The sequence below is a fragment of the Pseudomonas bharatica genome, from assembly GCF_048586865.1.
In the GTDB taxonomy this organism is placed as follows: domain Bacteria; phylum Pseudomonadota; class Gammaproteobacteria; order Pseudomonadales; family Pseudomonadaceae; genus Aquipseudomonas; species Aquipseudomonas bharatica.
On record NZ_JBMAWR010000030.1, the window covers coordinates 25,821 to 39,849 of the forward strand.

The 14,029-nt window shown below is 63.9% G+C and carries 13 protein-coding genes; 8 read left to right on the forward strand and 5 right to left on the reverse strand.

All coding sequences use genetic code 11. The features are described from left to right. Positions 1-99 precede the first annotated feature (99 nt). The 6 genes from ACKLLE_RS24450 (at position 100) to ACKLLE_RS24475 (ending at position 8,053) form a co-directional block, all read left to right on the forward strand. Positions 100-2,388, forward strand: a complete 2,289-nt coding sequence (locus ACKLLE_RS24450) for an ABC transporter permease subunit (protein WP_420059309.1) — start codon at positions 100-102, stop codon at positions 2,386-2,388. An 18-nt stretch (positions 2,389-2,406) separates the two neighbouring features. Next, positions 2,407-4,077, forward strand: coding sequence for a phosphate ABC transporter permease PstA (gene pstA, locus ACKLLE_RS24455; protein WP_420059310.1), 1,671 nt, complete (start codon positions 2,407-2,409; stop codon positions 4,075-4,077). An 82-nt stretch (positions 4,078-4,159) separates the two neighbouring features. Continuing rightward, positions 4,160-4,993: a phosphate ABC transporter ATP-binding protein PstB gene (gene pstB, locus ACKLLE_RS24460; protein ID WP_064302201.1), complete on the forward strand. Its 834-nt coding sequence runs from the start codon at positions 4,160-4,162 to the stop codon at positions 4,991-4,993. 92 nt (positions 4,994-5,085) lie between these two features. After that, positions 5,086-5,841 (forward strand): phosphate signaling complex protein PhoU, encoded by a 756-nt coding sequence (gene phoU, locus ACKLLE_RS24465; protein WP_009402408.1) that lies wholly within the window; start codon positions 5,086-5,088, stop codon positions 5,839-5,841. 165 nt (positions 5,842-6,006) lie between these two features. After that, on the forward strand, positions 6,007-6,903 hold the full coding sequence (locus ACKLLE_RS24470) for a response regulator (RefSeq protein ID WP_420059311.1): 897 nt from the start codon (positions 6,007-6,009) through the stop codon (positions 6,901-6,903). A 253-nt stretch (positions 6,904-7,156) separates the two neighbouring features. Beyond that, positions 7,157-8,053 carry a peptidoglycan DD-metalloendopeptidase family protein gene (locus ACKLLE_RS24475; protein ID WP_420059312.1) on the forward strand — a complete coding sequence of 299 codons (897 nt, stop codon included), beginning with the start codon at positions 7,157-7,159 and terminating at the stop codon, positions 8,051-8,053. A gap of 6 nt (positions 8,054-8,059) precedes the next feature. Here ACKLLE_RS24475 and ACKLLE_RS24480 read toward each other — a convergent pair whose 3' ends face one another. From ACKLLE_RS24480 to phoB, 3 genes are all read right to left on the reverse strand, one after another. Then, positions 8,060-9,397 (reverse strand): hemolysin family protein, encoded by a 1,338-nt coding sequence (locus tag ACKLLE_RS24480; protein WP_009402405.1) that lies wholly within the window; start codon positions 9,395-9,397, stop codon positions 8,060-8,062. A 113-nt stretch (positions 9,398-9,510) separates the two neighbouring features. Next, positions 9,511-10,785 (reverse strand): phosphate regulon sensor histidine kinase PhoR, encoded by a 1,275-nt coding sequence (phoR, locus tag ACKLLE_RS24485; protein WP_425930633.1) that lies wholly within the window; start codon positions 10,783-10,785, stop codon positions 9,511-9,513. A gap of 115 nt (positions 10,786-10,900) precedes the next feature. Then, the gene (gene phoB / locus ACKLLE_RS24490; RefSeq protein ID WP_009394423.1) at positions 10,901-11,590 is read right to left on the reverse strand and encodes a phosphate regulon transcriptional regulator PhoB; all 690 of its coding nucleotides are present in this window, start codon (positions 11,588-11,590) and stop codon (positions 10,901-10,903) included. Between the two features lie 151 nt (positions 11,591-11,741). Here phoB and ACKLLE_RS24495 point away from each other — a divergent pair, with 151 nt between their 5' ends. Beyond that, the gene (locus ACKLLE_RS24495; protein ID WP_064302205.1) at positions 11,742-12,110 is read left to right on the forward strand and encodes a COG4315 family predicted lipoprotein; all 369 of its coding nucleotides are present in this window, start codon (positions 11,742-11,744) and stop codon (positions 12,108-12,110) included. A gap of 104 nt (positions 12,111-12,214) precedes the next feature. Here ACKLLE_RS24495 and ubiA read toward each other — a convergent pair whose 3' ends face one another. Beyond that, positions 12,215-13,105: a 4-hydroxybenzoate octaprenyltransferase gene (gene ubiA / locus ACKLLE_RS24500; RefSeq protein ID WP_420059314.1), complete on the reverse strand. Its 891-nt coding sequence runs from the start codon at positions 13,103-13,105 to the stop codon at positions 12,215-12,217. Further along, complete coding sequence (locus ACKLLE_RS24505) at positions 13,105-13,716, reverse strand: chorismate--pyruvate lyase family protein (RefSeq protein ID WP_420059315.1); 612 nt, start codon at positions 13,714-13,716, stop codon at positions 13,105-13,107. The genes ubiA and ACKLLE_RS24505 overlap by 1 nt, the downstream gene beginning before the upstream one ends. A 118-nt stretch (positions 13,717-13,834) precedes the next feature. Here ACKLLE_RS24505 and ACKLLE_RS24510 point away from each other — a divergent pair, with 118 nt between their 5' ends. Further along, complete coding sequence (locus ACKLLE_RS24510) at positions 13,835-14,002, forward strand: rubredoxin (RefSeq protein ID WP_009394419.1); 168 nt, start codon at positions 13,835-13,837, stop codon at positions 14,000-14,002. Positions 14,003-14,029 lie beyond the last annotated feature (27 nt).

Sequence of the window (14,029 nt, forward strand, 5' to 3'; positions counted from 1 at the left end):
AAATTTCCAGTCCGCTGCCAGAACCACCTGTGCGGCGGGCTTTTTTGCGTCACCGCATTGTCATGTTTCTGTCATATGGGACCGCTAGGGTGTGTGCGCATGAATGATCTGGCCAACTCCACAATGACCCAAAACTCTTCTCCCGTGCGGATTGACTTCAATACGCCCGAGCTGCAACGCAAGCGCCGCATCCGTGCGCTCAAGGATCGCCTGACCCGCTGGTATGTACTGGTGGGCGGGCTCGCTGTATTGGCGGCCATTACCCTGATCTTCTTCTATCTGGCCTACGTGGTAGTGCCGCTGTTCCAGGGGGCGAGCCTGACCAGCAAGCCGGCCCTGCAGCCCGCCTGGCTGCAGCAGGACGCCGGCAAGCCGCTGATGATTGCCCTGGAAGAGCAGAACCTGGTCGGCATGCGGGTTTCCGACAAGGGCCAGGCCCTGTTCTTCGACACCAGGAGCGGCGCCGAGCTCAAGCGTGTCGATCTGCCCCTGCCGGCCGGTGTCCAGGTGACCTCCATCGGTGCCGACCAGCCAGGTAGCCCGCTGGTCGTGCTGGGCCTTTCCAATGGCCAGGTGCTGGTGTTCCACCACACCTACAAGATCACCTACCCGGACAACAAAAAGACCATCACCCCCGCCATCGACTACCCGTACGGCCAGGAGCCCATTGCCCTGGACGAGCAGGGAAGGGCGCTGGAGCACGTAAGCCTCAACGTCAATGGCGATACCCTGCTGCTGACCGGGTCTGCCGGCGCGCATCTGCAGGTGCTGCGGCTGAGCCGCTCGGAAAACATGATGACCGGTGAGGTCAGCAACGAGCAGGAACGCATCGACCTGCCGCAGATGACCGAGCCGGTGAAGCAGATCTTCGTCGATCCGCGCCAGCAATGGCTGTACGTCATCAACGGTCGCGCCCAGGCCGATGTGTTCAGCCTGCGCGAGAGAAGCCTCAACGGCCGCTACAAGCTGGCCGAGGACGGCAACGCCGAGATCACCGCCAGCGCCCAGCTGGTCGGCGGCATCTCGCTGATCACCGGCGACTCCAAGGGCGTCCTGACCCAGTGGTTCATGGCCCGTGACCCGGACGGCGAGCAGCATCTCAAGCGCATCCGCGATTTCAGGATGGGCGACTCGCCGATCGTGCAGATCGACGCCGAAGAGCGCCGCAAGGGCTTCATCGCCCTCGATGCCAGCGGCAAGCTCGGCGTATTCCACAGCACCGCGCACCGCACCCTGCTGATCGAGCAGGTGGTCGACGGCCCGGGCATCCTGGCGTTGTCGCCGCGGGCCAACCGGGTGTTCATCGAGGACGGCAGCAAGCTGCAGCCGCTGAGCCTGAAGAACCCGCATCCGGAAGTTTCCTTCAGCGCCCTGTGGGGCAAGGTCTGGTACGAGAACTACGACGAGCCCAAGTACGTCTGGCAATCCACCGCCTCGAACACCGATTTCGAACCCAAGCTGAGCCTCTCGCCGCTGACCTTCGGCACCCTCAAGGCCGCCTTCTACGCCATGATCCTGGCCGCTCCGCTGGCGATTGCCGCCGCCATCTACACCGCTTACTTCATGGCCCCGGGCATGCGGCGCAAGGTCAAGCCGGTGATCGAACTGATGGAAGCGATGCCGACGGTGATCCTCGGTTTCTTCGCCGGCCTGTTCCTCGCACCGTACCTGGAGGCTCACCTGCCGGGCGTATTCAGCCTGATGCTGTTGCTGCCGCTGGGCATCCTGGTCGCCGGCTTCGGCTGGAGCCGCCTGCCGGAGTCGATCCGCCTGCGCGTGCCGGATGGCTGGGAAGCGGCGATCCTGATCCCGGTGATCCTGTTTACCGGCTGGTTCGCCCTGTACATGAGCCCGTTCATGGAAACCTGGTTCTTCGGCGGCGACATGCGCCTATGGATCACCAACGACCTGGGCATCACCTATGACCAGCGCAACGCCCTGGTGGTCGGTATCGCCATGGGCTTCGCGGTGATTCCGAACATCTACTCGATCGCCGAGGACGCCGTGTTCAGCGTGCCGCGCAGCCTGACCCTGGGCTCGCTGGCGCTGGGCGCCACGCCCTGGCAGACCCTGACCCGGGTGGTCATCCTGACTGCCAGCCCGGGCATCTTCTCGGCGCTGATGATCGGCATGGGCCGCGCCGTGGGCGAAACCATGATCGTGCTGATGGCCACCGGCAACACGCCGGTGATGGAGCTGAACCTGTTCGAGGGCATGCGCACCCTGGCGGCCAACGTCGCGGTGGAAATGCCCGAGTCGGAGGTCGGCGGCAGCCATTACCGCGTGCTGTTCCTGGCGGCGCTGGTGCTGCTGATGTTCACCTTCGTCATGAACACCTTGGCCGAGCTGATTCGCCAGCGTCTGCGCAAGAAATACTCGTCGCTTTGATAGAGAAGGTAGCGATCCGTGAAAAAGGATTCCCTTAAAAGCTGGTTCAAGAGCGGCGCTCCCGGTGTCTGGATCAGCGGTGGCTCGGTCGCCATCGCGGTCATCATGACCATCGGCCTGCTCGCCGTCATCGCCGTACGCGGCCTGGGCCACTTCTGGCCCGCCGACCTGGTCCAGGCCAGCTACAACGTGCCGGGCCAGCCGGCGCAGGTGGTGGTGGGCGAGGTGGTTCAGAAAGAAGAAGTGCCACGCGCGCGCCTCAAGGGTGCCGGCCTTCCGGTGCCGGACGACGGCCCGGAATTCATGACCCGCGAGCTGATCAAGGTCGGCAACCGCGACCTCAACGGCAGTGATTTCACCTGGGTGGTCGGTGAGTGGCTGGCCGACGAGCAGCGCCCGGCCGAGCTGATCGCCCTGGAGCGCCGCGAGTGGGGCAACTTCTACGGCTACCTGGTCAGCGTCAAGGAAAACGGCAAGGTGGTCGCCGACGGCCCGGCCGCCTGGGCCGAACTGCAAAGCCGCCTGGCCCGTGCCGACAAGCTGGCCAGCGACCTGCAGACGCTGGAGAAGAAGGATATCGGCGCCATCAACCATGGCCTCGAACGCCTGCGCCTGCACAGTCGCAAACTGGAGCTGGAAGGCAAGCTGGACGCCACCGCCCAGGCCGATATCGAGTCCGAGCGCGCCGAGCTGAACAACCGCTACAAGGCCATCGAGGAGCGCCTCGGCAACCTGCACCGGGACTTCGCCCGCGACTCGATGGTCGCCCGTGACGGCAACGGTCGCGAAGTGGAAATCAACCTGAGCAAGATCGTGCATGCCTACCAGCCCAACGGCATGGGCCTGTTCACCAAGCTTGGGGTGTACTTCGCCAAGGTCTGGGAATTCCTCAGCGACGACCCGCGTGAAGCCAACACCGAGGGCGGTATCTTCCCGGCCATTTTCGGCACCGTGATGATGACCCTGATCATGGCCGTGATCGTCACCCCATTCGGCGTGCTGGCGGCGGTCTACCTGCGCGAATATGCGCGCCAGGGCCCGGTGACCCGGCTGATCCGCATCGCCGTGAACAACCTGGCCGGCGTGCCGGCGATCGTCTACGGCGTGTTCGGCCTGGGCTTCTTCGTCTACGTGCTGGGCGGTTCGCTGGACCGCCTGTTCTTCCCCGAAGCGCTGCCGGCACCGACCCTGGGCACCCCGGGCCTGCTCTGGGCCTCGCTGACCCTGGCACTGCTGGCGGTGCCGGTGGTGATCGTGGCCACCGAGGAAGGCCTGGCGCGTATCCCGCGCACCGTGCGCGAGGGCTCGCTGGCCCTGGGTGCGACCAAGGCCGAGACGCTGTGGAAGATCGTTCTGCCGATGGCCAGCCCGGCGATGATGACCGGCATGATCCTGGCGGTGGCCCGCGCCGCTGGCGAAGTGGCGCCGCTGATGCTGGTGGGCGTGGTCAAGCTGGCACCTTCGTTGCCGGTGGACGGCAACTACCCGTACCTGCACCTGGACCAGAAGATCATGCACCTGGGCTTCCACATCTACGACGTGGGCTTCCAGAGCCCGAACGTCGAGGCGGCCCGTCCGCTGGTGTACGCCACTGCGCTGCTGCTGGTCCTGGTGATCGCCACCCTGAACCTGTCGGCCGTATGGATCCGCAACCACCTGCGCGAGAAGTACAAGGCGCTGGACAGCTGATCGCCGCACCCTTGCTAGCGCCGTCCGTGTCCCGTCCCGGGCGGCCCGATGAAACGAAATTGATAGCGTATGGAGTCTTACCATGCAGCATGAATCCCACGCCCACGGCATCGATATGTCCGCCCTGGGTCGCGACAAGCAGAGCCTGCGCCTGGCCGAAGAAACCGTGGCCATCGAAGTCCCGGGCCTGAGCCTGTTCTACGGCGACAAGCAAGCCCTGTTCGATGTCAGCATGAACATCCCCAAGCAGCGCGTGACCGCGTTCATCGGCCCGTCCGGCTGCGGCAAGTCGACCTTGCTGCGCACCTTCAACCGCATGAACGACCTGGTCGATGGTTGCCGCGTCGAGGGCGCCATCAACCTGTACGGCAACAACATCTACCGCAAAGGCGAGGACGTCGCCGAGCTGCGTCGCCGCGTCGGCATGGTGTTCCAGAAGCCCAACCCGTTCCCCAAGACCATCTATGAGAACGTGGTCTACGGCCTGCGCATCCAGGGCATCAACAAGAAGCGCGTGCTCGACGAAGCCGTCGAATGGGCCCTGAGGGGCGCCGCGCTGTGGGACGAAGTGAAGGACCGTCTGCACGACTCGGCACTGGGCTTGTCCGGTGGCCAGCAGCAGCGTCTGGTCATTGCCCGGACCATTGCCGTCGAGCCGGAAGTCCTGCTCCTCGACGAACCCTGCTCGGCCCTCGACCCGATCTCCACCCTCAAGGTCGAAGAGCTGATCTACGAGCTGAAGTCCAAGTACACCATCGTCATCGTGACCCACAACATGCAGCAGGCAGCGCGGGTCTCCGACTACACCGCGTTCATGTACATGGGCAAACTGGTGGAATTCGGCGACACCGACACCCTGTTCACCAACCCGGCGAAGAAGCAGACCGAAGACTACATCACCGGTCGCTACGGCTAGGTCCGGCCCGGGCAGCGCGCGGTTCGCAGGACAGAAACGAATGACTTGGAGCTTGCAGCCTGGGGCTGGAAGCTTCCTCGCGGAGCGAAAGCATGATCGATAAAGACAGCCTCACCCATCACATCTCCCAGCAGTTCAACGCCGAGCTCGAGGAGGTGCGCAGCCATCTTCTGGCCATGGGCGGCCTGGTCGAGAAACAGGTCAACGACGCGGTCACCGCGCTGATCGAGGCCGACTCCGGCCTGGCCCAGCAGGTGCGTGAAGTCGACGAACAGATCAACCAGATGGAGCGCAACATCGACGAAGAGTGCGTGCGCATTCTTGCCCGTCGCCAGCCGGCTGCGTCCGACCTGCGCCTGATCATCAGCATTTCCAAGTCGGTGATCGACCTGGAGCGCATCGGTGACGAATCGACCAAGATCGCCCGCCGCGCCATCCAGTTGTGCGAGGAAGGCGAGTCGCCACGTGGCTATGTCGAGGTCCGGCATATCGGTGACCAGGTGCGCAACATGGTGCGTGACGCGCTGGATGCCTTCGCCCGCTTCGATGCCGACCTTGCGCTGTCCGTGGCCCAGTACGACAAGACCATCGACCGCGAGTACAAGACCGCCCTGCGCGAGCTGGTCACCTACATGATGGAAGACCCGCGTTCGATCTCCCGCGTGCTCAGCGTGATCTGGGCGCTGCGCTCGCTGGAGCGGATCGGCGACCACGCGCGCAATATCTCCGAGCTGGTGATCTACCTGGTGCGTGGCACCGACGTCCGGCACATGGGCCTCAAGCGCATGAAAGAAGAGGTGCAGGGCGTCGAAAAAGCTAATGTTCCGGCCGAATCTGACGATAAATAAGACTGCCCCAAGAACTGACGCCCGGCTTTTGGCCGGGCGTTTTCGTTTGCGGCAGCGCAATTGAAGGCACCCGCGAACGAATGTGTCGTTGTCCCGGCGTGACCGAAGTTTTGGCAAATGGCCATCAGTCAACGTTATGCTAGTCGGGATATGGAAGGAGTGGCGATGAGTAAAGTCAGTGTGCTTGTTGTGGATGATGCGCCGTTCATCCGTGACCTGGTAAAGAAATGCCTGCGTAACTATTTTCCCGGCATGGTCATCGAGGATGCGGTCAACGGGCGCAAGGCCCAGACCCTGATGACCAAGGACGTCTTCGATATGGTCCTGTGCGACTGGGAGATGCCGGAGATGTCCGGCCTCGAGTTGCTCACGTGGTGCCGCCAGCAGGATGCGCTCAAGGCCCTACCGTTCATCATGGTGACCAGCCGTGGCGACAAGGAAAACGTGGTGCAGGCCATTCACGCCGGCGTCTCGGACTATGTCGGCAAGCCGTTCACCAACGAGCAGTTGCTGACCAAGGTGAAGAAGGCCCTGGCCAAGGTCGGCAAGCTGGAAGCCGCCATGGCGGGTGGCCCGGCGCGTACCTCCACCGGCTTCGCCAATGATTCGCTGTCGGCCCTGACCGGCAATGCACCCAAGACCGCCGCGGCAACGACCGCTCCGGCGCCTGCTGCCAAGCCGCTGATCAACGCGCCTGCGCCCCAGGCCCAGGCGGCGTCTCCCAGTGGCCGTGGCCAGGGTCAATTGCGCCTGTCCAGCGGCAACCAGCCGTGCATCATCAAGGCCCTGACCCTCAAGGAAGCCTCGCTGGTAGTACGCCGCAGCGACGCCCTGCCGCAAGTGCTGGAAGGCGCCGTGCTCGACCTGGAGCAAGGCGAGAACTCCGAGATCGCCCGTCTCAACGGCTACCTGCACTCGGTCGCGGCCATGGAGCCGAAGCCGGACAGCGACTGGCTGCAACTGATCTTCCGCTTCGTCGACCAGGATGCGCAGAAGCTCGACTACCTGTCGCGGTTGATCGCTCGCGGTACGGCGCAGAAGCAGTACATTCCGAGCGCCTGACTTAAAGGCAACGCGTACCCTGTGGGAGCGGGTTCACCCGCGATTACGTCGGTGAATTCACTACCGTAATCGCGGGTGAACCCGCTCCCACAGGGTACGCGTCGCTTTCAGAGATATGGCCGTTTAGCGGCAAATTGCCACCGCTGATCGGCTGCAACCCTCTCAAGCCATTTCCACGGCTTCCCGCGCGATCCCCCGCTGCTAGTCTTCGACGACAACCCCAAGAAAAACCGTCGTCGGAGGGCCTCCCGTCATGCCCGTTCGCCTGCTGCTGTTCTGCGCATTGCTGTTCGCCGCCGGACCGGCGCTGGCCAAGACCATCTACCAACACAGGGACGCCTTCGGCGTGGTCACCTATTCCGATCGGCCGATCGCCGGCTCGCGGCCGTTCATCTTCCGCGACCGCATGGACGAGAAACTCGATAGCCAGGTCCATCTGCAAGTCACGCCCCATCCCGGCGGCGTGCATTTCTCCGTCTACAACGAGCTGTACGCCCCGGTGGAGGTCGAATTGCGCCTGGAGCGCCTGGGCAATGCCCGGGAAGCGGGGCCGCGGGTGGTGCGCCGGGTGATTCCGGCGCGGGCCACGGTGGCGCTGGCCGGGCTGACGGCGATCCAGCCAGGGCAGAAGATCAGCTACAAGGACACCCTGCGTACCGCCCTCGGCGATCCCGCCCTGCGGCCGCAGGCCTATCGCTATCCGTTGCCCTGGCGCGGCGGGCCCTTCCGTCTGACCCAGGGCCCCAACGGCCGCTTCAGCCATTTCGGCCCCAAGGGCCGTTACGCCATGGATATCGCCATGCCCGAAGGCACGCCGATCATAGCGGCGCGGGCCGGGGTGGTGGTGAAGGTGGAAAACCGGCAGAACGGGCGGGGAACCCAGCCGTCAGGCAATTTCGTGAGGGTCCTGCATAACGACGGCACCATGGGCGTGTACCTGCATCTGCAGCGCGGCTCGGTGGTGGTGCGCGAGGGCCAGCAGGTGGCCTATGGCACGCCGCTGGCGCGCTCGGGGAATACCGGGAGGAGCACTGCGCCGCACCTGCATTTCGTGGTGCAGCGCAATGTCGGGCTGGCGGTGGAGTCGATTCCCTACCAGTTCAACCAGCCCATCGGCGGGTTGCCGAACTTCACCGCCGGCAACCCTTGAGGGGGCTCAATCGAGCTTGAGCACCTTGGCCAGGACGATCTTCGGCCCCTTCATCTTCTTGATGATGATGCGCAGGCCTTCGACTTCCAGCACTTCTTCCTCTTCCGGGACCCGCTTGAGGGTCTCGTAGACCAGGCCGGCGAGGGTTTCCGCCTCGATATGGTCAAGGTCGATGCCCAGCAGGCGCTCGACCTTGAACAGCGGCGTATCGCCGCGCACCAGCAGCTTGCCCGGCTGGTAGGCGAGGATGCCGCGCTCGGTCTTGCGGTGTTCGTCCTGGATATCGCCGACCAGCACTTCCAGCACGTCTTCCATGGTCAGGTAGCCAATGACCTTGCCGTCGGCTTCCTCGACCAGGGCGAAGTGCGCGCCGCCCTTGCGGAACTGCTCGAGCAACTGCGACAGCGGCATGTGCCGGGAAACGCGCTCCAGCGGGCGGACCAGCTCGACCAGGTTGAACGACTCCGGTACATGGTCCAGGGCCGCCAGTTCCAGTAGCAAATCCTTGATATGCAGCAGGCCGACGAACTCGCCGCGTTCGGCGTCGAACACCGGGTAACGGCTGAACTTGTGCCGGCGGAACATCGCCAGGATCTCTTTCAGCGGCGCATTGACGTCGAGGCTGATCATGTCTTCCCGGGAGTTGGCCCAGTCGACGACTTCCAGCTCGCCCATCTCCACGGCCGAGGCGAGTACGCGCATGCCCTGGTCGCTCGGGTCCTGGCCGCGGCTGGAATGGAGGATCAGCTTCAGCTCTTCACGGCTGTAGTGATGCTCGTGATGCGGGCCGGGCTCGCCCTGGCCGGCGATGCGCAGGATGGCGTTGGCGCTGGCGTTGAGCAGGTAGATGGCCGGGTACATCAGCCAGTAGAACAGGTACAGCGGCACGGCGGTCCACAGCGACAGCAGCTCCGGCTTGCGGATCGCCCAGGATTTCGGGGCCAGCTCGCCGACCACGATATGCAGGTAGGAAATTACGAAGAAGGCGCTGAAGAAGGACACCGCCTTGATGATTTCCGGCGACTGCACGCCGACTGCGGCCAGAAGCGGCTCCAGCAGGTGGGCGAAGGCCGGCTCGCCGACCCAGCCGAGGCCCAGCGAAGCCAGGGTGATACCCAATTGGCAGGCGGACAGGTAAGCGTCGAGTTGACTGTGGACGGTGCGCAGGATGCTGCCGCGCCAGCCGTGCTGCTCGGCGATCGCCTCGACCCGGGTCGAGCGCAGCTTGACCATGGCGAACTCGGCGGCGACGAAGAAGCCGTTGAGCAGAACCAGGAGCAGGGCGAAAAGAATCATGCCGAAGTCGGCAAAGAGGGAGGCGAGGCTAATACTGGAAGGTTCCATGATGGAGTTTTAAAGGATTCCGTGTTCTTGAAATAGAAAGAAATAGGTGCCAGCTTGCGCTGGCACGATCCGCCAATGTAGCGGCTGGGGGCGCAAATGCAAAGCGCGCTGGATCAGCTGGCCTTGGCCGGGGCCAGCTGGGCGACCGGGAAATGGCAGGTGAACGTGCTGCCGTGGCCCGGTACGCTGCTGATCTCCAGGCGACCGCGATGGCGCAGCAGCACATGCTTGACGATCGCCAGGCCCAGGCCGGTGCCGCCGGTGTTGGAGGCGCGGCTGGAGTCGACCCGGTAGAAGCGCTCGGTCAGGCGCGGCAGGTGCTTGGCGTCGATACCGATCCCGGAATCCTGCACGCTGAGGTGCGCACCCTGCTCGTCGGCCCACCAGCGGATACGGATAGTGCCGCCGTCCTGGGTGTACTTGACCGCGTTGAACACCAGGTTGGAGAAGGCACTGCGCAGTTCCGTCTCGCTGCCCTTCAGGCGCAGGCCTGGTTCGGCTTCCAGGCTGATGCGCTGGTTGCGCTGGCCGGACAGGGCCTGGGCATCGCCCTTGATCGAGTTCAGCAGGCTGTCGATGGCGACGGGGTGGTTGTCCGAGGGGTAATCGGTGGCCTCCAGCTTGGCCAGCAGCAGCAGGTCGTTGAGCAGGGTCTGCATGCGCCCGCCCTGTTGCTGCATCTGCTGCAGGGCACGCACCCAGCGTGGATTCACGTCTTCGACGTTGTCCAGCAAGGTTTCCAGGTAGCCGGCGATCACCGTCAGCGGCGTGCGCAGTTCGTGGGATACGTTGGCGACGAAATCCTTGCGCATCTGTTCCAGTTGGTGGATGCGGGTCACGTCACGCACCAGCATCAGGTGCTCGCTGTTGCCATAGCGGGTGATATGGAACTGGATGCGCACCCGGTCACTGATCGGCGACGGGATTTCCAGGGGTTCGAGGTAGTTTTCCTGCTCGAAATATTCCTTGAAGCGCGGATGGCGGACCAGGTTGGTCACCGGCTGGCCGCTATCCTGTGGGGTCTTCAGGCCCAGCAGGGTCTCGGCGGCGCGGTTCCACCATTCCAGGTTGCCTTCGCTGTCGAGCATGATCACCGCGTCCTTCAACGCCGCGGTGGACTCCTGGACACGGTCGATCACCGCTTGCAGGCGCCCGCGCACGCGCTGGTCGCGGCGCTGCAGGTGATAGATGCTGTCGAACACTTCTCCCCACAGGCCGTAGCCATCCGGCGGTGGCTCGTCGGGCTTGTGCGCCTGCAGCCAATGGTGCAGGCGCAGCATCTGCTTGAGGGTCCAGCCCAGGTAGACCGCCAGGCCCAGGGCCAGGGCCCAGCCGTAGTATCCGCTGATCAGTCCGATGATCAGGCACACGCTGATCAGCAGCAGCATGTGGCGAATCAGGGTGCCGTGCCAGTTCTGGTTCAATTGGAATCCTTGCGGATCGGCTCCGTATCAGAGGCCGGAGCCGATCTCCCTGTGCTCTTGCTTGGGGCCTGGGCGCTTGTCAGCCCTTGGTCGAGAAGCGGTAGCCGGTACCACGGACGGTTTGTACCAGATTTTCGTAGGCATCACCCAACGCCTTGCGCAGGCGGCGGATATGCACATCGACGGTGCGCTCCTCGACGTAGACGTTGCCGCCCCAGACCTGGTCCAGCAACTGGCCGCGGGTATAGGCGCGCTCCTGGTGGGTCATGAAGAATTGCAGCAGGCGATATTCGGTCGGGCCCATCTCGGCCGGCTTGCCGTCGATGGTCACGCGGTGGCTGATGGGGTCGAGCAGCAGGCCACCGACCTCGATCGGCGCTTCGCCGTCGGTCGGGCCTGCGCGGCGCAGCACCGCCTTGAGGCGAGCGACCAGCTCGCGGGGCGAGAATGGCTTGGTGATGTAGTCGTCGGCGCCGACTTCCAGGCCCTGGATCTTGTTATCTTCCTCGCCCTTGGCGGTCAGCATGATGATCGGTACGTCGCTGGTCAGCTCGTCGCGCTTCAGGCGCCGGGCCAGTTCGATGCCGGAGGTGCCCGGCAGCATCCAGTCGAGCAGGATCAGGTCCGGCTTGCGGTCGACGATGATGGCGTGGGCCTGCTGGGAGTTCTCCGCCTCCAGGCAGTCATAGCCGGCCATTTCCAAGGCAACGGCGATCATTTCGCGAATGGGCGCTTCGTCGTCGACGATCAGAATGTTCCTGCCAACCATGCTCAAACCTCTTCCCAGCTTCAGGTGTCTTGGCCCGCATTAGATAACGGAATTATTGCAGCTGTGTGACAAGTCCGGGGACGTTGCAGCAACATTCGGTTACTGGGCTAGGCTTTAGATCCCGCACTTCAAGAACGACACGGTGAATCCAATGACACGACATACGCTGAACTGGATGGCTCTCTGTGCAACCCTGGCGCTGCCGGGCGTGGCACTGGCCGCGCCGGCCATGGAGAAGAACGGCATGCTGGTGGACCACGCCGGAATGACGCTTTATACCTTCGACAAGGACAGTGGTGGCAAGTCGATGTGTGCTGGCGAATGCGCCAAGAACTGGCCACCGCTGGTGGTCCAGGCTGGCGAGAAGGCCGAGGGCAAGTGGACGCAGATCAAGCGCGACGACGGCAGCATGCAATGGGCCTACGACGGCAAGCCGCTGTATACCTTCATCAAGGACAAGAAAGCCGGCGACACTACCGGCGATGGCATGAAGGATGTCTGGCACGCGGCCAAACCATAGAAAGGCAGATGCGGACCCTGTGGGAGCGGGTTCACCCGCGATTGCGGTAGTGAATCCACCATATCAATCGCGGGTGAACCCGCTCCCACAGGATCCGCGTCGCTTCAGCGGGTGGCGTAATCGACCACGATGCTGACGAAAATGATGAACCCGGCCCAATGGTTATGCAGGAACGCCTTGAAACAGGCCTCCCGCTCCAGTCCCCGGGTCGACCAGTATTCCCAGGCGAAGCACAGCGCTGCACCCAGCAGCCCGAGGTGGAACCATCCGCCCAGTCCGAACTGATTGCCCGCGAGCAGCAAGCACAGCAATGACGCACCTTGCAGCGACAGGATGATGGTGCGGTCGGCCTCGCCGAACAGGATCGCGGTGGACTTCACCCCGATCTTCAGGTCGTCGTCCCGATCGACCATGGCGTAATAGGTGTCGTATCCCACCGTCCACAACAGGTTGGCGATGTACAGCAGCCAGGCGATCGCTGGCAGCTCGCCGTTGGCCGCCGTGAACGCCATGGGAATGCCCCACGAATACGCCGCACCCAGTACCACCTGGGGGTAGTAGGTGTAGCGCTTCATGAACGGGTAACAGGCTGCCAGGGCGACTGCGCCGAATGACAGCAGCACGGTCTTCTGGTTGGTGCACAGCACCAGCAGGAAGCTGATGCCGACCAGCAGGGCGAACAGTGCCAGGGCTTCGCGGGCGCTGATGCGCCCGGCGGCCAGCGGACGTTCGGCCGTGCGCTTGACATGACCATCCACCTTGCGGTCGGCGAAGTCGTTGATCGCACATCCGGCGGCACGCATCAGCACTACACCGAAGAAGAAGATCAGGACATTGGCGACGGAGGGCGAGCCATTGCCGGCGATCCACACCGCCGACAGGGTCGGCCACAGCAGCAGGTAGATGCCGATCGGCTTGTCCATGCGGCTGAGCTGGATGAAGTCCCAGGCCCGGGGGTGCAGGCGGTTGAGCGATTTGAGCAGGCTCAGGTACATCAGCGGGTCTCCTTGAACGCTTCGGCGGCGTGCCACAGGCCGGGCAGGAACACTTCCGCCACCAGCACGCCGAGGGCGCCACGATCGAAACGCGAGCGGCGACCCCAGAGATTGTCTGCAGCCTGCCCGGCAGGCAGCCAGGCGCGCGGATAATGACAGACCTCGATGGCCTGGCGGACGAAGCCCTGGTCGCAGAACAGCAACTCGCCCAGCGAGCGGCTGCCGAGCGCTTCCAGGTCCAGCCCGTCATCACGCAGGGCCTGGCGTCCGGCAACGCTGCGGGCGAACACCCAGGGTTCACCGTGCCCACGCAGATACACCTCGCGCACCCAGCCCTCGCTGCCGGGTGCCAAGCCCAGGGCCAGGCATTCGTCATCGCGCAGGGCCTGCCAGCCTTCGAAAAGCGGGGTTACGGAAAAATGGTCGCGGGAAAGGCGGGTCAAGCGGCGGGTCAGGGAGCCCTGGTCGAACAACCAATCGAGGATGGCGGCCGGCGTCGTCGTGGCGAGCCGCTCGGCATATGGCGCCCAGCGCCCGACGGAAACTTGCGGGTATTCGTTTGGCACGGTAGGTAGAGGGTTACAGGCCAGAGAAGCGGCGAAGCTTAACATGTTTGCTTGCACCGGCTTGCATCCCCTGGCCGGGCTCAGTACAAAGCCCGCTGACGACCCGATCGCCATTTCCACAAAAGCATGATCGGGCCTGGCCTGAACCCGAGGAGAAGCAGTGATGAAAAAGTGGCAATGCGTAGTGTGCGGCCTGATCTACGACGAAGCCGAGGGCTGGCCGGATGACGGTATCGCGCCTGGCACGCGCTGGGAAGACGTACCGGAAGACTGGCTGTGCCCGGACTGCGGCGTCGGCAAGACCGACTTCGAAATGATCGCCATCGGCTGATCCCTATTCCACCCCCGACAAGGATTT